This is a genomic window from Bernardetia sp. ABR2-2B (assembly GCF_037126435.1).
In the GTDB taxonomy this organism is placed as follows: Bacteria; Bacteroidota; Bacteroidia; order Cytophagales; family Bernardetiaceae; genus Bernardetia.
Genome location: NZ_CP147020.1, coordinates 2,717,436 through 2,735,981, shown reverse-complemented (window position 1 = coordinate 2,735,981; position 18,546 = coordinate 2,717,436). Strand labels below are relative to the sequence as shown.

The 18,546-nt window shown below is 32.2% G+C and carries 19 protein-coding genes; 10 read left to right on the top strand and 9 right to left on the bottom strand.

Annotation, left to right across the window (positions count from 1 at the left end; genetic code table 11):
- The first annotated feature begins 46 nt into the window (after window positions 1–46).
- The 8 genes from asnB (at window position 47) to WAF17_RS11670 (ending at window position 7,340) form a co-directional block, all read left to right on the top strand.
- The gene (asnB, locus tag WAF17_RS11705) at window positions 47–1,981 is read left to right on the top strand and encodes an asparagine synthase (glutamine-hydrolyzing) (protein WP_338759439.1); all 1,935 of its coding nucleotides are present in this window, start codon (window positions 47–49) and stop codon (window positions 1,979–1,981) included.
- Window positions 1,982–2,044: 63 nt separating this feature from the next.
- Entirely contained in the window at window positions 2,045–2,311 is a 267-nt protein-coding gene (locus tag WAF17_RS11700) for a hypothetical protein (protein ID WP_338759434.1), read from the top strand.
- The gene (locus WAF17_RS11695; RefSeq protein WP_338759431.1) at window positions 2,308–2,742 is read left to right on the top strand and encodes a PIN domain-containing protein; all 435 of its coding nucleotides are present in this window, start codon (window positions 2,308–2,310) and stop codon (window positions 2,740–2,742) included. The genes WAF17_RS11700 and WAF17_RS11695 overlap by 4 nt, the downstream gene beginning before the upstream one ends.
- 67 nt (window positions 2,743–2,809) lie before the next feature.
- Window positions 2,810–3,259 (top strand): DinB family protein, encoded by a 450-nt coding sequence (locus WAF17_RS11690; RefSeq protein ID WP_338759428.1) that lies wholly within the window; start codon window positions 2,810–2,812, stop codon window positions 3,257–3,259.
- An 82-nt stretch (window positions 3,260–3,341) separates the two neighbouring features.
- Window positions 3,342–4,220, top strand: coding sequence for a hypothetical protein (locus WAF17_RS11685; protein ID WP_338759425.1), 879 nt, complete (start codon window positions 3,342–3,344; stop codon window positions 4,218–4,220).
- A 67-nt stretch (window positions 4,221–4,287) separates the two neighbouring features.
- Entirely contained in the window at window positions 4,288–5,586 is a 1,299-nt protein-coding gene (locus WAF17_RS11680) for a DUF5103 domain-containing protein (protein ID WP_338759422.1), read from the top strand.
- A gap of 186 nt (window positions 5,587–5,772) precedes the next feature.
- On the top strand, window positions 5,773–6,465 hold the full coding sequence (locus WAF17_RS11675) for a hypothetical protein (protein ID WP_338759419.1): 693 nt from the start codon (window positions 5,773–5,775) through the stop codon (window positions 6,463–6,465).
- Window positions 6,466–6,470: 5 nt separating this feature from the next.
- On the top strand, window positions 6,471–7,340 hold the full coding sequence (locus WAF17_RS11670; protein WP_338759416.1) for a lysophospholipid acyltransferase family protein: 870 nt from the start codon (window positions 6,471–6,473) through the stop codon (window positions 7,338–7,340).
- 1 nt (window position 7,341) lies between these two features.
- On the opposite strand, the gene WAF17_RS11665 is transcribed toward WAF17_RS11670, so the two are convergent.
- The 4 genes from WAF17_RS11665 to WAF17_RS11650 form a co-directional block, all read right to left on the bottom strand.
- The gene (locus tag WAF17_RS11665; RefSeq protein ID WP_338759413.1) at window positions 7,342–8,541 is read right to left on the bottom strand and encodes an efflux RND transporter periplasmic adaptor subunit; all 1,200 of its coding nucleotides are present in this window, start codon (window positions 8,539–8,541) and stop codon (window positions 7,342–7,344) included.
- A 91-nt stretch (window positions 8,542–8,632) separates the two neighbouring features.
- Entirely contained in the window at window positions 8,633–9,859 is a 1,227-nt protein-coding gene (locus tag WAF17_RS11660; RefSeq protein WP_338759410.1) for a TolC family protein, read from the bottom strand.
- Between the two features lie 88 nt (window positions 9,860–9,947).
- Window positions 9,948–13,151 carry a CusA/CzcA family heavy metal efflux RND transporter gene (locus tag WAF17_RS11655; RefSeq protein ID WP_338759407.1) on the bottom strand — a complete coding sequence of 1,068 codons (3,204 nt, stop codon included), beginning with the start codon at window positions 13,149–13,151 and terminating at the stop codon, window positions 9,948–9,950.
- A gap of 121 nt (window positions 13,152–13,272) precedes the next feature.
- Window positions 13,273–13,707: a hypothetical protein gene (locus WAF17_RS11650; RefSeq protein ID WP_338759404.1), complete on the bottom strand. Its 435-nt coding sequence runs from the start codon at window positions 13,705–13,707 to the stop codon at window positions 13,273–13,275.
- A 278-nt stretch (window positions 13,708–13,985) separates the two neighbouring features.
- On the opposite strand from WAF17_RS11650, the gene WAF17_RS11645 reads away from it, so the two are divergent.
- Complete coding sequence (locus WAF17_RS11645; RefSeq protein WP_338759401.1) at window positions 13,986–14,657, top strand: helix-turn-helix transcriptional regulator; 672 nt, start codon at window positions 13,986–13,988, stop codon at window positions 14,655–14,657.
- A gap of 15 nt (window positions 14,658–14,672) precedes the next feature.
- Window positions 14,673–15,341, top strand: a complete 669-nt coding sequence (locus WAF17_RS11640; protein WP_338759398.1) for a LuxR C-terminal-related transcriptional regulator — start codon at window positions 14,673–14,675, stop codon at window positions 15,339–15,341.
- On the opposite strand, the gene WAF17_RS11635 is transcribed toward WAF17_RS11640, so the two are convergent.
- The 5 genes from WAF17_RS11635 to WAF17_RS11615 all read right to left on the bottom strand — a co-directional run bounded on the left by WAF17_RS11635 (window position 15,338) and on the right by WAF17_RS11615 (window position 18,491).
- Entirely contained in the window at window positions 15,338–15,805 is a 468-nt protein-coding gene (locus WAF17_RS11635) for a hypothetical protein (protein WP_338759395.1), read from the bottom strand. The two genes, WAF17_RS11640 and WAF17_RS11635, sit on opposite strands and share 4 nt — an antisense overlap.
- Before the next feature lie 29 nt (window positions 15,806–15,834).
- On the bottom strand, window positions 15,835–16,404 hold the full coding sequence (locus tag WAF17_RS11630; protein WP_338759392.1) for a hypothetical protein: 570 nt from the start codon (window positions 16,402–16,404) through the stop codon (window positions 15,835–15,837).
- Window positions 16,401–16,757, bottom strand: coding sequence for a hypothetical protein (locus WAF17_RS11625; RefSeq protein WP_338759389.1), 357 nt, complete (start codon window positions 16,755–16,757; stop codon window positions 16,401–16,403). Before WAF17_RS11625 ends, WAF17_RS11630 begins: the two co-directional genes overlap by 4 nt.
- A gap of 6 nt (window positions 16,758–16,763) precedes the next feature.
- Window positions 16,764–17,012 (bottom strand): hypothetical protein, encoded by a 249-nt coding sequence (locus WAF17_RS11620; RefSeq protein ID WP_338759386.1) that lies wholly within the window; start codon window positions 17,010–17,012, stop codon window positions 16,764–16,766.
- Window positions 17,013–17,105: 93 nt separating this feature from the next.
- Window positions 17,106–18,491 (bottom strand): hypothetical protein, encoded by a 1,386-nt coding sequence (locus WAF17_RS11615; RefSeq protein ID WP_338759383.1) that lies wholly within the window; start codon window positions 18,489–18,491, stop codon window positions 17,106–17,108.
- Window positions 18,492–18,546: the final 55 nt, after the last annotated feature.

The window sequence follows — 18,546 nt, the reverse complement described above, 5'->3', positions numbered from 1 at the left end:
ACAAGAAATTAACTGGTAACTACTCACTGATAACTGATAACTGAACATGTGTGGAATAACAGGAATTTTTGCCTTTAATGAAATTGGTCGTTTTTCGTTGGTGCGTTTGCAAGAGGCAACCGAAAGACTAGAACATCGTGGACAAGATGCACAGCGTTTGTACAACGATTTTTTTGTTGGTCTGGGACATCGTCGTCTGTCTATTTTAGATTTGTCTTCTGATGCGAATCAGCCGATGAGTACAAAAGATGAACGTTATACGATTGTTTTTAATGGCGAGATTTATAATTTTAAAGAACTACGAAAGGAGTTTTTGAGTGATGTAGAATTTGAAACGGAAGGAGATACAGAAGTTCTGTTGCAGCTCTATATTCGTTTTAAAGAAAAATGCTTAGAAAAACTAAATGGTTTTTTCTCTTTTGCAGTTTATGACAATCAAGAACAATCTATTTTTATAGCTCGTGATAGAGTTGGAATAAAACCACTTTTATATTATCACGACGACGACAAGTTTGTTTTTTCTTCTGAAATGTCTTCTTTGATGGCATATCGTTTTCCTAAGAAAATAGATTGGGCAAGTGTTCGTTTATATTTTTCGCTGCATTATATTCCTGCTCCTCATACTATTTTCGAAAATGTCTCAAAACTTCCTGCTGGGCATTATCTCAAAATCAAGAAAAAAGAAGTTCAGTTAGAACATTATTACGAAATTCCGAAAAACTACGAAAATCAAAGTTATAATTCTATTTCGTATGATAACGCACAAAAAGAATTATTACATTTATTGGAAGAATCTGTAAAAAAACGTCTTATTTCTGATGTGCCGATTGGTTCTTTTTTGAGTGGTGGAACAGACTCTTCTGCCATTGTTGCCTTGGCTACTCGTCATACCAAACACCTCAATACATTTTCGATTGGCTACAAAGACGAACCTCTTTTTGATGAAACGAGTTATGCTAATCTTGTTGCCAAAAAATTTAATACCAATCATACTGTTTTTACGCTTTCGAATAATGATATTTATGAAGCTGTTTTTGATATGCTTCCTTTTTTGAGTGAGCCTTTTGCAGATTCTTCGGCTATTCCGTTTTATGTTTTGAGCAAACACACCAAACAAACAGCTTCGGTAGCTCTTTCTGGAGATGGTGGTGATGAGCTTTTTGCAGGTTACAATAAATATTTGGGAGAATACAAAGTCAGAAATGCAGGTTGGAAAGAAAATTTAATAAAGAATAACTTAGGATTTTTAGAAAAATTACCTAAATCAAGAAACTCATTTTGGGGAAATAAATTCAGACAATTACATCGTTTTGCAAAAGCTGCACAGTTATCCAAGCAAGAACGTTATTGGTTTTTGAGTAGTTTTATTGACGAACAAAACATTCAAAATATCTTTCAATCAGATGTTTTTGATTTATCAAATGAAGATAACAAATTTCAAAATCGTAAAAAGGAGTTTACAAAATTCATTTCAGAAAGCAGAAAAGGCGATATAAACGAAATGTTATATGCTGATATGAATTTACTTTTACCAAACGACATGCTTCATAAAGCCGACCAGTTTTCGATGGCTCATGCGCTTGAAGTTCGTGTTCCTTTTCTTGACCATAATCTCGTAAATTTTGCTTTTCAGATTGAAGAACAATACAAAATCAATCCAAAGATAAAGAAACGAATCCTTCAAGATGCTTTTAAAACCATTCTTCCTGCTGAAATCTACAACCGAAGCAAACACGGCTTTGATGTGCCATTAGCGAAAGGTTTTCAAACGCTTTTAAAGCCACTCGTTGAGCAGTCTTTGGATAGAGATTTTATACAAGAACAAGGTATTTTTAGTCCTGCTTATACAGAAAACCTAAAACAAAAAGTAAAACAAGGAACAGATTATGACCAAAATCACGTTTGGGCATTTATTGTTTTTCAAGAATGGTGGAAGAAAAATGATATTCAGAAATTTATTGAAGAAGAAGAGGAGTTTTAATAAAGCGACTTTGTTTTTTTTTCTTATTTTTGGTATTTTTAATTATACTTTTAAAATAATACTATGTTATCACAATTAGACTCCAGAAAATACTGGCTAGTACATCAGATTCTGCTACTTCAAGATGAAAACCTTTTAGAGAAAGTAGAGTTTTTTTGGAAAAATCAAATAAAAACGCATTCTATCTTAAAGCCTATGCGTAAAGAATTGCGTATTGAAGATTTGATAGAAGAGCAAAAATATAAAGGTTTTGATTATCAAAATTATACTAGATTATCCAAAGAACTGAACATTACAGAACCTATTGAACAATTATTAGCAGATATATGAACTATGTACTAGACACAAATATCATTTTGCTTTCTATACGAAGTGAAGAGTTTAAAGAACGTATTTATCATGATTTTTTGAAGGATAATACAGCAATTATATGTGTAGTTACAGAAGGAGAAATCTATTTTTTAGCTACTAGAAATGGTTGGGGAGAAAGAAAAATAAAGTTATTAGATGAGTTGCTAGAAAATTATATAGTTGCAGATATTCATTCGAAAGATGTTACAAAGATGTATGCTCAAATAGATGCTTTTAGTCAAGGTAGATTAAAAACAATGCAAAGTAATTTTTCTGCTCGTAATATGGGTAAAAATGATATTTGGATAGCTGCCGTTTCGACTATATTAGATGCAACACTTATCACTACGGATAATGATTTTGACCATTTAGAGCCTAATTTTTTAAAAAAAATAAAGGTCAAACCTTAATTACAAAAAACTACTGACAAAGCTTTCATAAATGTAAAGCGTTTTAAAAGATTAATAAAAACCAAAAATGACACTCAGCCAAACCTTACGCACACTTTTTGAAAGAGATATAATAAGAGTAAAAACAGAAATTGAGAGCTATAAAAACGAAGAAAATATGTGGAAATTAGATGGAGAAATTCTCAATTCTGCTGGAAACCTTTGTTTGCATCTTATCGGAAACCTCAATCATTTTATTGGTGCAGGAATTGGAAAAACAGGATATGTTAGAAAAAGAGAATTAGAGTTTTCTCAGAAAAATATTCCAAGAGAAAAGTTAATTAAAGAATTGGAAGATGTTGTCAAAGTTGTTGATGACTCAATAAAATCATTGACTGAAGAAGAATTATATGCTGAAACTTCTGTTCCAAAATTCACAGAAAAACAAACAACAGCTTTTTTGCTCTTACATTTACATGCTCATCTCAATTATCATCTAGGACAAATAAACTATCATAGACGATTGTTGGACAAATAAACCTGTATAACAGACTTCCTAGTCTGTTGAAAAGAAATATATTATCCCAACAGACTGGGAAGTCTGTTATACTGAATATCAAATGAAATTTCAAATTTTATCAATTCTATTATTTCCTTTGTTTTTTTCTTGCAATCAAAAGCCTGTTTCTACTAATAACAAAACAGAAGAGTTAGAAGTAATAAAGGAAAGATTGAAAAAACAAGAAGAAAAGGAACTAGAAGAAATAGCGAAAGAAAAATCAAAAAAGGAAGAACCTTTTAACTTTTATGAGTACGATGATGCTAGACTTGATTCTATTTTTCGTTTGTCCTTAGACTCTATGATAGGTTTTTTAAATGTTACAGAATTTGAAACAGATACGATTATAAAAAATGGATTTACATACGCAATGTATGGAAAAGCACAAGATGGTTTTTCTGATTTTGTTTTTGTTGAAAGTATGTATGCAGATTTATTAGATTCTTTAAAAACTCCGACTTACTTATATGTGAAACATAAAGATAAATTTGAGTTGAAAAATCAATTTGAATTTGATGAAATGAGTTGGAGAAACTCCAAAATTCAGCGTAGAGATATAAATTTTGATAAAAAAACAGATATTCTGTTTCAACGTCCTTGGTTTGTTAATAGAATGATAGCTGATTATTTAATAATAATGGATTCGGATTTTGAGAGAATAAAAATGACTAATTCTACTTACGAACTACTTACTAACGAAAAAAATAAAACAGTCATTTCATTTATAGATGGAGGAAATTGCTGTACACATCATAAAATTATTAACAAATGGCAAAATGATAGTTTGGTAGAAATAAGACACTTAGAAAAGTCTTATAATCATAAAGAAGGAGGAGGGATTTTAGAGGAATTCAAAATCAAAAATGGAAAAGAAGTGAAAACTAAAAGCCAAAAGGTGACTTTTGAAGATGCAAAAAAATACTTTGAAAATTATCAATAAAAAGACCAAAAAATATTGATTTTAATTCTGATAGACTAGGAAGTCTGTCATACATATTTTACACAAAATGAAATTTAAACTCACACTATTTACAGTTTTATTAGCAATAATTTGTATTTCAAATACAGTTTTTGCTCAAAACACAGAAACCTATTACGAAGATATGTCTTTCAAAACGGAGGATTTTATCTATGACCCTTATATCAAAACCGTTCGGCTTTATCCACAAAAAAACGGTTCACAATCGGAGCAATTACAACAACCTATCATAGCACTTTCGCAGCATAGTCGCCTACTATTGACCTTTGATGAATTGGCAAGTGATGCACGAGTTTATAAAGTCAAAATTATTCGTTGCGAATCCGATTGGACAGAAAGCAGTCTTCCAGATATGGAATATTTGAGTGTTTATAATGATTTTTTGATACGTGATTATGATTTTTCTATAAATACAAAAATTCCTTTTGTGCATTACAAATTCGAAATTCCGAAGGTCAAAATTTCTGGAAATTATGTAGTAAAAGTATTTTATCAAGATGAAGAAAATCTAATTCTGACCAAGAGGTTTATGGTCTTTGAGGAAAAAACAAGTATTGGTTTTGAGCAAATTCCTGCTGTGGGTGGAGAAAGTTCACTTGTTAGTCAGCAGTTCAAACTTTCTGTAAATTATACAGGAGTAAAAGGAGTTGTAAATCCAAATAAGCAATTTAAAATTGTGGTAAGACAAAACTACCGATGGGAGACTGCAAAAAAAGAATTAAAACCAACCTTTGTAAAAGACCATCAAAAAACGTTAGAATTCAGTTCTCTAACAGAGTCGCAGCGTTTTTTAGGTAGTAACGAATTTAGATTATTTGATATTCGTAGTCAAAGAAAATTTGGTTGGGGAGTAGATAGTGTTCGTTATCAAAAAGGTAGCGACCATGTTTTTTTACAAGGCGAAAAATCAAGAGCAGGTCTAGCCTATGGAACTCGCTTAGAGGATTTTAACGGACAGTTTTATATAGAAAATAGCCAACGAGCAGAACAATCAAGAACAGAAGCAGATTATGCGTATGTCAATTTTGTCTTGAAATCTCAAAAGCTAGATAATGATGTGTATATAATTGGAGGACTAACAGATTGGAAAATAAATCCACTCTTTAAGATGAATTATGTAAATGAAGGTGGATATTATACAGCTGAAGTTTTATTGAAGCAAGGCATTTATAATTATTTCTATACAACAGTCAATGACAAGAAAGAAATCGATTATTCTCCATTGGAAGAAAATTATTTTCAGACTGAAAATGTCTATGATGTCTTTATTTATTACCGTCCGATGAGTAGCAGAACAGATTATTTGGTAGGGTATCGAAAGATTTAAAAGCCGATAAAAATCAGAACTATTTTATCCCTTATTTGATAAAGAATTTGTTTATATAAAATAAGGAAACTAATTAATTCACAACTTTCTAATTCTATTTGTGTAATTTTGATTCTCACTTTTATGTTATTTATTAGATGCTTTAAAGTCTTAGATAAATTACGCTCATTTTTAACTTCATTCTCAATGAAAAAAATACTACTACAATTAATTTTTGTGCTACTTTCTGTTTTTACACTTACCTCTTGTTTTGAGCTTCGTGAAGAAGTTTATATCAAAAAAGACGGTTCGGGAACATACTCATTAACAGTAGATTTAAGTGGGCGCAAACAAGAAATTGCCGTTACTACTTCGCTTACAGATTCTACGAATGAAGAAAAAAACTTTGTTTCCAATATTGAAAGTGTAATTCAGAAAAGTAGCGAGAGTTTTTCCGAAATTGGAGGAATTACACACGTTGAATATACTACTGATTATGAAAATTATTTGACAGGCTTTAGTTTTGATTTTGATAATGTAGAATCACTTACGGCTGCCCTCAACCAGCTCAATACTGAACCAGCACCTTCAAAACCTGCCTTTGAATTTGGAAAACGTAAATTTGAAAGAAATAATACCCACTACCTCCAACCTCTTTTAGATAAAGCAAAAGAAAGGCAAAAAATGCCAGAAGATGAAGCTACAAAACGTTTTCAAGACTATGTTTTTGAATCTGCAAACTATGTTTTTATTGTCAGAACGGAAGGTAAAATCAAAAAATACTCAAATAAAAAAGCAACATATTCTTCTGATGATAAGAATGAAATTGTTTTGAATTATAGCTTTTCTGAACTTCTTTCTGGTAGAGCTAATTTGGATAATAAAATGAAAATAAAATAAGAAATATGATTGCGCTTTTCATAAAACTCTTAGCCCGTCTTCCTCTTTGGTTTTTGTATAGAATTTCTGATTTGCTTTTTGTAGTAGTTTATTATGGTAAACTCTATCGTAAAAAAGTAGTTTTAAGTAATCTGCAAATTGCTTTTCCAGAAAAAACACAGAAAGAAAGAGAGCAAATAGCAAAGGCTTTTTATAAAAATTTCTGTGATTTTGTTATCGAAACAATAAAGTCATTTCATATTTCAGAGCAAGAAATTGTTAGGCGTACTCGTCCAGTAGGAAAGTCTTTAGAAATTGCAGCTCATTTGGCTAAAAGTAATCAGTCTATGATTTCTTTGGTAACACATCATTTTAGTTGGGAATGGGTAAGTTTGTCCTGTTCATCAGAATTGGAAACAGTAGTTTCTCCAGTCTATAAAAAATTAGCCAATACAGAAATTGATAAACTTATTTATAAAATGCGCTCACAGTTTGGAGCTGTTCCTTTAGAAATGAGGATTTCGAACAGAGAAATTATGAAACCAAAAGATGTTTCGACCTCCTACATTTTGGTAGCAGACCAAACACCAGCTTCACATAACAAGCAGTATTGGACAGAGTTTTTTGGAAAGCAAGTTCCTTTTTTTGTGGGTGTTGCTCGTCTTGCACCCCAAACTAATTTGCCAGTTTATTTTGTCAGAATTACAAAACCCAAAAGAGGACACTATGAATATGAATTAGAGCCTGTATGTCAGGCTCCTTATAATACCGATGAAAATGGAAATGATTTTTCTATTTTAGATAAATATTCAAAAATTATAGAAGAAGCCGTCAGAAAATCGCCTGAAAACTGGCTTTGGACACACAAACGTTGGAAAAGGGCAAAAAAAGATTAATTTAATGCGAATGTCCAGCCATTTCAGCCGAAGAAGCATTCAAATAATACGCTCCTTTACTAACAAAGAGGAGTTCAGAAATAGATTTTTGGATGGAATTATTTTTGATAAAAAACTGAAATTCTTTTTCATTTTGAGTGTATATTTCAATTTCTACTTTATCAAACTCAATTCCTTTTTCTGTTCTGTCTTTTTGAATAAATACAAAAAACTGTTTTCCTTCTTGAATCAAGGCATCTTTTGGCAAAGTAGAACGGTCTTGTCCTTCGCTTTCAATCGTTATTTTTCCTAGTGTTCCATCTCTAAGAATGGTAGAAAGTTTTTGTTTGATTTCTGCATGAAGACTTACCGTTTTGGTAATTGGGTCAATCGTATTTGAAATGGAGTAAACAACAGCTTCAACAGGTTTTACAGTTGGCGAATTGTAAGGAATAAAATTGACTTTTTGTCCTTCTTTAATCGTATCAATATCTTTTTCATAGATCAAAATTTCGATATGTAAATGGTCTTCATTCAAAATTTCTACCATAGATTTGTTTGCATCAACAAATTCCCCCAACTGTCCGACAATATTATGTGTCATTCCCGAAATAGGTGCAAGAACTGAAAAAGTAGAAGAGATAGAGTTTGATTTTGGACGTAAATTAATAAGTTGAAGTTGAGTTTCCAGTCCTGCTTTTTGAGCCTTTGCCATGTCTAATTCAGCTTGTGCTTTTTGCACAATTTTTTGAGTAGTGGCATCTTGATTTTGTAGATTTTTTTGGCGTTCTAAATCCGACTCCAACATTATCAAACGAGCCGAAACAGTAAAGTATTCTTGTTGCATTTTGATAGCTTCTGGGTTTTCAAGAATGGCAATCGTCTGCCCTTTTTTGACATAATCGCCTTCATGAATCATAATTTGTTTTATTTTCCCTCCCAAAACACTACCTACTAAAGCCTTATTTTGTGGTGGTAAATGAATTGTTCCTGTTGCTTCAATTATTGTTGGAATTGATTTGAGAGAAGATTTATTTATCTCAATTCCTAGTTTTTTGATTTGCTCATTTGTGAAAATAGGATGGGTTTCTTCTGTTGTTTGTTGTTCATTTGTAACTCCTTTTTCAGTATGGTCGTGTGCATGTGTCGCATCTTTTTCACAACTCCAAAAAAGAAGCACAAGACAAGCGAGAAAGGCTGAGTATATGATTTGAGTTTTCATTTTTTTTATATTTATATTTTGTACCACAGACTTCCTAGTCTGTGAAGAATATTTTATTTTTTTGTGCAGACTGGGAAGTCTGTGATACTTTTTAATTATTCAAAAACTCCCACATGGCTAATGTGCTATTGAAATTTTCTATTGTTTCAAGATAAGAAAGTGACGTTTGCAAAGTTTGCTGTTGGATTTGAACAAGCTGTAAAACTGAAATTTCGCCTTCTCTGTATCTGATTTGAGTCAAATTAATCAGTTCTTCGGCTTGTGGAAGTTGCTGGTTGCGATAGCTTTCCAAAATGGTTTGAAGGTTTTGTAATTTCATCAAAACAGCCTTTTTTTCTTCCGAAATCGCATTTTTTTGATATGCTAATTCATTTTGAGCTTGTACTTCTTTGATTTTGGCAACTTGAATTTTTGAATTGTATTCTCTCCAAACCAAAGGAATAGAAAATCCTGCTTGAAAAGCATTATAAATACCAACTTCGCCATCAAAAGTAGGAGAAGAATAACCCAAATATAACTCAGGCATCGCTTTGCTGCGTTCTACTGCAATTTGTGTTTGAGCTAAATTGGTCTGTGATTCAAAGTAGTTAATCATTGAATTAGAAACAGAAGAATCTGAAAGTATTAGGTTTGAGGTAACTTTATTTACGTTCTCTATTTTTTGATTTTGATTATCTATTTCTAAAAAAGATAATTCATTTTGAGCTAATTTTTGTAGTTGATGAAATGTGTTTTTTAATTCACTTTCATTGATAGATTTTTGTTGTAAAAGCTGAAAACGCTGATTTTGCGCTGTCAGAAGTTCCATTTTGTTGGTTTGTCCTGCCTCAGTTTGTGCCGAAGTGATTCTCTCAACAGTTTTCCACAAGCTATCCTGTTTTTGTAGAAGAAGGTTTTTTTGAGAAAAAAAGACAAATTTGTAATAAAGTTGGCTAATCTGATTTTTGAGTACATTTTTTTGATACTTCAGATTTGCTTCTGCGCTCATTTCTTGTGCTTGAAAGGCTTTTTTAGTTGTCGAAATCGAACCAATAGGATTAAAATTTTGAGTAATAGTAACCATTACATCACGATTATAACTACTCTGAACATTTCCATATTGAAGAGAAATATTTGTTTTGGGAACAGAAAAAGCTCCTTTTTGCTGACTGATTGCGCTTTCAATGTCTAGTTTATTATTTTGTAATAATCCATTACTAGAAAAGGCAATTTCAATTATTTTATCTAAAGAAGAAACTTTTAAAGAATCCGTTTGTGAAAAAACAGGAAACTGAATCAATAGAAAAAATAGAAGTATTATTATTTTTGATGGTTTCATTTTTTTGATCTTTTTTATGTTTAATCTAACCGTCGTTGAGGCTCAAATGCAGCGGTCAACGAGATTTTTATTTACCTCAACGACGGCTTTATGCCTCGTTGACGGTTGTAGAATGTTTTTTTCTTTCCTCCAAAAATCCATACAAAATAGGAAGAACAATAAGTGTCAAAACAGTTGCTGTAATAAGTCCACCAATCACCACGGTTGCAAGAGGTTTCTGAACTTCTGCACCTGCTGCCGTCGAAAGTGCCATCGGTAAAAATCCTAATGCAGCCGTTAGAGCAGTCATCAAAACAGGTCTTAGACGGTCTTTTGTGCCTTGAATGATTCGTATTTTGATGCGTTCTTTTAATGGTAAAGTTTCGGTTGGATTTTCTTCTTTCGGACTTGCTTTTCCTGTATTTTCCTCTTTTTTAAGGTCATTAAAACGAGCAATCAACACAATTCCATTCAAAACAGCCACACCAAAAAGGGCAATAAAACCCACTCCAGCCGAAATACTGAACGGCATATCACGCAAATGCAACGCCCAAACGCCACCAATGGCAGAAAGTGGAATAGCAGTAAAAATCAAAATAGTTTGCTCAAGCGAACCGAAAGTGATAAAAAGGAGGGCAAAAATCATAAGCAATGCCACAGGAACGGCAATTTGCAGACGAGCTTTTGCAGCTTGTAGGTTTTCAAATTGTCCTCCATAAGTAACCAAATAGCCAGTAGGTAATTTGATTTGAGTATCAATTTTTTCAGAAAGCTCATTGACTAAAGATTCTACATCTCGCCCTCTGACATTGATTCCGACGGTAAGTTTTCGTTGTGTATTTTCTCTTGAAATCTGTGCTGCGCCTTCAATTCGCTTGATTTTGGCGAGAGTATTTAAAGGAACTTGCTGATTTGTAGTAGGAATTGAAATAAATAGATTTTCTAGCGTTTCAGGCTTGTTTCTGTCTTTTTCAGACAGACGAACTACCAAATCAAAACGCTTTTCGCCTTCGTAAATCGTACCTGCATAACCACCTGCAAAAGCCGTTTCGACTAGTTTATTTGCTTCATCAATCGTAATTCCATACTGCGCTAATTTTTGTCTATCGTACTCAACAACAAATTGAGGAAGTCCGACAATCTGCTCTACTCGCACATCTCCAACACCTTCAATTTTTTCTGAAAGTGAGCCTATTTGTTGTCCATAACTATAAAGGGTATCCAAATTTTCGCCAAAAAGACGAATGGCAATATCTGATTTATCACCTGTGATAAGTTCATTAAAACGAAGTTGAATAGGCTGCGTAAATTCAAATTCTGCATACGGCAAAATCTCTAAAGCCTTTTTCATTTTTTCAACTAATTTCTCTTGGTCTTGTGTGGTTGTCCATTCTGATTTTGGTCGTAATAAAATCATAATATCAGCATTTTCAATCGACATAGGGTCAGTCGGAATTTCTGCTGTTCCTATTTTTGAAACTACATCACGCACTTCATTAGGAAATTCTTTTATTAAAATCTGTTCAGCTGCTGTACTGGTTTTGATGCTTTCCTCTAAAGAACTTCCTGCTGGAAGAGTGAGCTGCATCGCAAAATCGCCTTCTTCTAAAGTTGGTATAAATTCGCCTCCCATTTGTGAAAACATATACACACTTACACCAAAAACGAGTACAAAAATGATTACAATACTTTTTCCAAATTGTAATGATTTTTTGAGGATAGGAATATAAAAGTTTTCAGCAGCTTGCATAATTGAATTTGAAATTCGTTCTGCAAAACTGTGTTTTTCTTTTACATTTTTGGATAAAAGCCAAGCCGACATCATTGGAATATACGTCAAAGACAAAATAAACGCTCCCAAAATGGCAAAAATTACGGTTTCTGCCATTGGTTTAAACATTTTTCCTTCTGTGCCTGTAAGTGCCAAAATTGGTAAATAAACCATCAAAATAATGATTTCTCCAAAGGCTGCCGATTGTCTGATTTGTAGAGAAGAATCCAAAACGGCATTATCCATTTGCTGGGTTGTCAGTTTCTGCCCTTTGTGTTTTTTGTATAATTGATGAACTACATTTTCAACAATAATAACCGAACCATCGACAATCAACCCAAAATCAATTGCTCCCAAACTCATCAGGTTTGCCGAAACTCCAAAAAGATTCATCATTCCAAAGGCAAACATTAACGCTAGTGGAATTACAGAAGCAACAATAAAACCTGCTCTGAAATTTCCTAAAAGCAGTACCAAAACAAAAATTACAATCAATGCACCTTCTGCTAAGTTGTTCGAAACGGTTGCAATGGCTCTTCCAATCAAGTCGGAACGCTCCAAATAAGGAACAATACTAACTCCTTCGGGCAAGGCTTTTTGAACTAATTTTACACGTTCATCAATATTTGCAATGACTTCTGAAGAGTTTGCGCCTTTGAGCATCAAGACAATTCCACCGACTGCTTCGCCTGTTCCTCCTTGTGTCATTGCGCCTAATCGTGGTGCAAATCCTTCTTTTACTTCAGCAATTTCTCCAATCAAAATAGGTTTTGAGTTTCTGACTTTGATAGGAATTTGTTTGATTTGCTCTAAAGATTCTATTAATCCTTCTGTTCTGACATAATATCTATAATGTGTTTTTTCGATATAACTTCCTCCACCATTAGAGTTATTACTTGCCAAAGCATCATAAATATCATTCAAAGTAATTCCCAAACCTTGCAAGGTCGAAGGATTGACAGAAACTTCATATTGTTTGAGATTTCCACCAAAAGAACTCACTTCTACAACTCCTTCAATACCTGCCATTTGCCTTTTTACAATCCAATCTTGAATGGTTCTTAGGTCAGTAATAGAATATTTTTTTTCAAATTTTTCTTCTACTTTGAGTGTATATTGATAAATTTCGCCCAATCCTGTTGTGATAGGCATTAAGGAAGGAACTCCCAAATGAGCAGGAATTTCACCAGAAATAGCTGTTAATTGTTCGCTAACAAGCTGACGAGCTTCCAGAAGTTTTGTGTCTTCTTTGAAAACAATTGTAACAACTGAAAGACCGTATTTTGAAACTGAACGCACCTCAACCACATTTGGCAAATTTGCCATGGAGAGTTCGACAGGTGTAGTAATAAAACGCTCCACTTCTTGAGGTGCTAAGGTAGGCGATTGTGTTACAATCTGAACTTGATTATTTGTAATATCTGGGACGGCATCTAAGGGCAAATTGAGAAGAGAATACATTCCCCAACCAATAAGAGCCAACATGCCCATAAAGACAATGAATTTATTACGGATAGAAAATCCGATTAGGTTGTCTAACATAAAATTTTTGATTTGACCTCCCCCAACCCCTCCGAAGGAGAGGAGGAATACGGTATAATGTATTAACTGGTTCAAGCCTCAAGGCTTGAACTAGAAATAAAAAATAAAATAAATCGAAAGATTATGCTAAAACTGGGGGCGCACGAAGAGGAATATTCTTAAAAAGAATATCTTGAATGGTATGTGCAAAGAAACAGAGACACGTATTTTTGCTAGAAACTATTGCTTGTTTTAGATGAGTTTGGGCAGTAGAAAAGTTTGTAAAAACAACTTGAGGGTTTTGTTTTACTGTTTTTTGAAGCTTTTTAGAAACAGAACTACCTTCTTCTGTAAAATTATGCAGATGTTCTTCTCCCATATTTGGAGAATAGAGCAAAGCAAAAAAGTTTGAAGACTTTGCTTTGTGTGTATGAATTGTATTTGATTGACAAACTACATGTTGATGATGACAATGAGGTGTAAATGAATGTCCGACAAGCAAAAACAAACTCATGACTATCCAAAAAAGTGGAAAGCGAGTTTTGAGATTTTGCGATATGTTAGAAAAGTTCTTCATTTTTTATTTAAACCTCGTTGAGGTATAGTGTATGTACTACAAAAGTGAGAAATTTGTTGTCCTCTTTCAAAATAAACTTTCTTAAAAAGCTAATTTGGAAAGAGTTTAATTTAGAATAGGTTCTGAAGTTATCTAGTTTTATGATAAGCAGCGATGTATCTGTGAGTATAGTCTATGAAATAATAAGGTTGAGATTTTTGTTATAAATATCATTAATTTCTCATTTTTATTTAAAAACCTTAACTTTGTATTCCCTTCACTATCAAAAAGATAAGCTTATGTTCGAACAGTTTAGTATTCATGAAGTTTCTCGTCAAATCAAAACAGGTGAAAAGTCTATTGAAGAAATAACAAGACATATTCCATGTCATTTGCATATCAACTCATTAGAAGATTTTTCTGTTATTGAATCTGATACCAAGTTATTAGAGTATTTTGATATAGATATCGAAGAGTTAAATAGAGAAGGTTTTACTTATTTACAAAAAACGGTTCATCCTCAAGACTTGACAAATGCAGTTAATGTAAACTTAGATTACATTAACAATCAAGAAGAGATGACACATGTTTCATTTTTTCAGCGAGTTACTTATCCTTCTCACAAAGAAATGCTCTATTATACGAGAGGTAAAATATTAGATGATAGTCGTATATTAAACTTGAGTGTACCTGTCCATGATTTAGAACTCTTCAATCAAAGTATCAATGATATTTATGAAAATGTAAATTTTATCAAAGAGAACTTGGAAAGGTTTAGCCTTCTGACCAAAAAAGAAATAGAAGTTTGTAAATATTTATGTAGTGGAAATTCTTTACAAGGAGTGGCTGATGCAATGGGTGTATCTGTTCATACTATTAAAAACCATAAGATTAATATTTATAGAAAAATGAATGTTCATAGTTTTTTTAGATTTTATAACTTTGCTGTAAAATTCAAAATACACAAGTAAAATAGATTTAATTATATGGGTGTTTTAGATATACAAAAATCTCTTGCTCGTCTGAACAATATAGATGAGGTAAAAACAGGTACAGAAGATTTCTTAGGTTTCTATCATGAAAATGATAAAGATACAATTAACTTGTTGTATTTAGAAGAAAAGGGCTGTCAATTATATGGTAAAACACTTGAGGAAATACAAGAGGCAGGAGCAGAGTTTTTATTAGATATTATGCACCCTGAAGATATTCAACGATGTTTGCCTCAATTACATGAGTTTGCTGCTGAAAATGATGAGAGCAAAACGCTTAGTTATTTTCAACGATTGAGATTAAAAGGACAGACAGAATATCAAGTTTATTTTACTTGTGTAAAGCTCAATATTAAAAGAAATATATTTCAAAGTATAACTTGTCCGATTACACAAGTGGATGAATTTAAAGAAGAGGTAAATACTCTTTTTGACTCTTCAAGTTATATTGAAAAAAATCTTTCTCTCTATAAAGAGTTTTCAAAGCGAGAGAAGGAAGTTATTCAGCTCGTTTGTCAAGGGCTTGAGGTAAAGGAAATTGCTGAAAAATTATTTTTATCTCCTCATACCATTACTAAACATAAAAAAAATATCTATAAAAAAAGTGGTTTTTCTTCAAGTGCAGAACTAATACAATTTGCCTTAAATTTTAATTTGGCTTAAGTTATATTTTTAAAAAAATAATCAACAAACATTATTAATACTCCAGAAATACCTGCTGTCAAGAATACTCCTGTCATTAAAAAACCAGTATCTGTTGGTTTAAAATAGTTGACCATACAGAATACATAAAAGCCTATAGGTAAAATAACAGCAAGTGATAAAGAAATACTCCTATACTTTTCATTTCGTTCTGTGTTTTTTTGTTTATTTGCTTTTTTAGGTTTTGTTTTTTCTTGTTTGATTATAAGAGCATTCTCTTTAGGAATTTTTTTTAAAGTTGATGATTGATTACAATGCTGACCATTCATATAACTCCAAGAATCTTCTAAAAAAGCTGATTTACAGACAGCACAAATTACAACAGTATCATTTTCTTGGATAGTATCTCCAGTAATAGGGTCTTGTCTATTTTCTCTTAGAAAAGATTTATACTTTTTGTGATGTAATTGGTGCTTATTTATCATTTATAATAATCCTTATTCAAAGTGGTTTTTTAGAAGCGATAACCAATTCTTAAATGAAGGTTAATAGCTGCTCCACTTTCGTTTTCGTCATATCCATTTTTCTTTGTGAAATAGTAGGCATAGCCAAAACCGATTCCTGTCTCAAAAACAAAGTTTTTGCCTAAGTTTCTTCGCATTCCCCAAGTAGGAATTACAAAAATTTGATTTGTCATGAGTAGTCCTTCATCATTTGAAATCATAAACCAGTCTGGATAATAACTCGTTTTGAGAGATAAAAAATTACCACTATTTCCATCAATATTTTTTGATTTATTAGCCCTCTTATTCAAATTATAATACCAACGAGGTTCTATGGTCAAGACTGGAGTAAGAACATAATTAGCTAGATTATCATCATTTCTTCCTATTTTATAGACTTGTCCTTCTAAACCTAGCTCAGTTCTGAGAGCAATTTTGTTACTTAGTTTTGTTTCATTGTGTACCCAAAAACCTAAAATTCCTGTTTGGATTCCAAATGTAGATTGCTCTACACTCGTATCCTGTGCTTTTAGGTTGAAAGTAAAAATTGATAATAATAGAATTAAAAGTATTTTTTTCATTTTTTTGAATTTGTTTTTTTGAACCTAATAGTTGTTGAAAATAATTTTAAAGTGAGTAAGTCATCTCCAAGAGTATATTTTATTCTGACAGGATTTTGGTCATTCTGCCAAATTTTGATTTGAGTTTTTGTAGATTGAAATCTTCCTTTGTAAATAGAAAAATAACCAGTTACACCCACAGGAATATCTACTTGAGCTATTATTTCTTCTTCTTGTTGTAAAACAGAAAAGTAGTAATGACCATCTCTAGCACCTTGTCCTATCCATTTTGAAAAATCTAAACCATAGTCTGGTAGTCTTTCAATCTGCTCAGTAGATTTCCATTTTCCTTGAAGTTGATTTTGTATAGACATTATTTTCTAACCTAATAAATACATAAGTGTACCTATAAGAGTTATAGCTACTCTTGGTACAATATTACTGATGAGTTGCTTAGAAAAAGACTTTCCAATTTCTATATTTTCATCTGTGTTTTCGTTGTCTGTTCCCACTTGTTTCGAAATTTTAGCTCCTGCTATGCTGCTTTGAGCCATTATTAGCCAAAGTAAATTCCAAAGTGTATTTACTCCTCCTAAAATCATTATAAAGAATCCTATATCTGAAATCATTAGTAAAGCTGGTTGAAAGTTAAGACTTCACTTTTTTTGAAAGCAAAGTCTTGTAAAAAAATAAATTTGGTAATTGTTTTTTAGATAAATGCTTTATTTTGCTTTTTCACAAGAAAGGTAATATGCTCTACCTTCATAATCCCAGTACATTTTTTCTTCAAACTGACCGTTATCTATGTACTTTTGCTTGAGGGTAAGTTGTATATATCCACAGCCTTTTTTATCTTCAAAAACACCTATGAAGCCAGCATATCTTTCAGTAATAAATCCATAGTCATCTCTTCTAGTCATCCAGTTCCAAGCACCATCATTCAATACTTTTATCCACTTTCTGTCCCAGCCTCTTCTCTCATTCAGACCATTTAGTCTTGCGATAATATCAGCCTCAAAACTAGCTGGAGCTCTTGGCACATTAGGCATTTCTCTTGATTCAAACTCACTATCATTTAGTGCTTTACTCCATTTTGCTACGGCTTCTTTATCACTCATATCCAGTTCAAAAGTTCCAGAAAATAGATTTTCATAATAAGGTTGATAATCATTTACACTATCATCATAATCATAGTCATCTCCCATTGTCATTTTGATAGTATGGTTGAATGCTCCTAAGGTCTTTAATTTATTGACTATCCAAACTGTATTCTGTATATCTATATTATTGTACTTGCCTGTCGTTGGAATAACTTGAAAGATAAAGTAGTTTTGTTTTCTCATCTCTTCATCTAATGCCAATACAGACTGACTTCCGATAGTTCTTTCTTCTTCAGTTAGGTTTTTGGTATAATCAAAGAAACCAACTTCTAAAAAGTTCTTTCTATTGGTATCCATCAGACGAGGTAGTTTTTCAAGAGCCACAGGAAAATAAGCCACAGCCCAAATTTGATCTCCAAGTGTGAATTTTGTCTTAATTTTAGACATATCTTCCTTACCTATTTCTGGCTTTTCTGAAAAGAAAACTACTTTTCCTGCATTTTTGGCGTGAAAATCTGAAGTTGGGTTAGAGGCAATAAAAATAGCAGGTTTTGAGCTATACTCACTTTGATACTCTTCATTTTTCAGTAAAGTCATTTTTTGTTGTGCCTTACTTTTGAGACCTTTTTCTTTCATTAGATTCTTCAAAAGTTTTTTGTCTTGACATAGCAAAAAATAATCTTGAATAGCTCTAGCTTCATTTAAGACATATAACTCCGCTGTACCGTCGCTAATAATTATGTGTAAAGGATATTTAGTATTTTCTACAGTTTCAAAAATTGTTTTTTCATTATTGATAGGTGCTAAGGTTGTACTGATGTCATTCATATCAATTCCGTTATAAAAAAACTTCATTTCAAGCTTGATTGAGCCATCTGGACGTTGAGCTATTTCTGTACTTGCAACATACATATTGTGGCAGAGATACGTACCACTAATATCTTTTGCTTGAACAAAAAGAGGAATAAATAATAAAAGAAGAAGTAGTATATTTTTTGAATATTTCATCACGTAGTAAAATTTTGAATAATAAGTTTTAAGGACTTGATAATTTTAGTTACCA

Bases quoted from the DNA above. Each gene is read 5' to 3' on its own strand.
- asnB (WP_338759439.1), top strand. From the start codon at position 47: ATGTGTGGAATAACAGGAATTTTTGCCTTTAATGAAATTGGTCGTTTT.
- WAF17_RS11700 (WP_338759434.1), top strand. From the start codon at position 2,045: ATGTTATCACAATTAGACTCCAGAAAATACTGGCTAGTACATCAGATT.
- WAF17_RS11695 (WP_338759431.1), top strand. From the start codon at position 2,308: ATGAACTATGTACTAGACACAAATATCATTTTGCTTTCTATACGAAGT.
- WAF17_RS11690 (WP_338759428.1), top strand. From the start codon at position 2,810: ATGACACTCAGCCAAACCTTACGCACACTTTTTGAAAGAGATATAATA.
- WAF17_RS11685 (WP_338759425.1), top strand. From the start codon at position 3,342: ATGAAATTTCAAATTTTATCAATTCTATTATTTCCTTTGTTTTTTTCT.
- WAF17_RS11680 (WP_338759422.1), top strand. From the start codon at position 4,288: ATGAAATTTAAACTCACACTATTTACAGTTTTATTAGCAATAATTTGT.
- WAF17_RS11675 (WP_338759419.1), top strand. From the start codon at position 5,773: ATGAAAAAAATACTACTACAATTAATTTTTGTGCTACTTTCTGTTTTT.
- WAF17_RS11670 (WP_338759416.1), top strand. From the start codon at position 6,471: ATGATTGCGCTTTTCATAAAACTCTTAGCCCGTCTTCCTCTTTGGTTT.
- WAF17_RS11665 (WP_338759413.1), bottom strand. From the start codon at position 8,541: ATGAAAACTCAAATCATATACTCAGCCTTTCTCGCTTGTCTTGTGCTT.
- WAF17_RS11660 (WP_338759410.1), bottom strand. From the start codon at position 9,859: ATGAAACCATCAAAAATAATAATACTTCTATTTTTTCTATTGATTCAG.
- WAF17_RS11655 (WP_338759407.1), bottom strand. From the start codon at position 13,151: ATGTTAGACAACCTAATCGGATTTTCTATCCGTAATAAATTCATTGTC.
- WAF17_RS11650 (WP_338759404.1), bottom strand. From the start codon at position 13,707: ATGAAGAACTTTTCTAACATATCGCAAAATCTCAAAACTCGCTTTCCA.
- WAF17_RS11645 (WP_338759401.1), top strand. From the start codon at position 13,986: ATGTTCGAACAGTTTAGTATTCATGAAGTTTCTCGTCAAATCAAAACA.
- WAF17_RS11640 (WP_338759398.1), top strand. From the start codon at position 14,673: ATGGGTGTTTTAGATATACAAAAATCTCTTGCTCGTCTGAACAATATA.
- WAF17_RS11635 (WP_338759395.1), bottom strand. From the start codon at position 15,805: ATGATAAATAAGCACCAATTACATCACAAAAAGTATAAATCTTTTCTA.
- WAF17_RS11630 (WP_338759392.1), bottom strand. From the start codon at position 16,404: ATGAAAAAAATACTTTTAATTCTATTATTATCAATTTTTACTTTCAAC.
- WAF17_RS11625 (WP_338759389.1), bottom strand. From the start codon at position 16,757: ATGTCTATACAAAATCAACTTCAAGGAAAATGGAAATCTACTGAGCAG.
- WAF17_RS11620 (WP_338759386.1), bottom strand. From the start codon at position 17,012: ATGATTTCAGATATAGGATTCTTTATAATGATTTTAGGAGGAGTAAAT.
- WAF17_RS11615 (WP_338759383.1), bottom strand. From the start codon at position 18,491: ATGAAATATTCAAAAAATATACTACTTCTTCTTTTATTATTTATTCCT.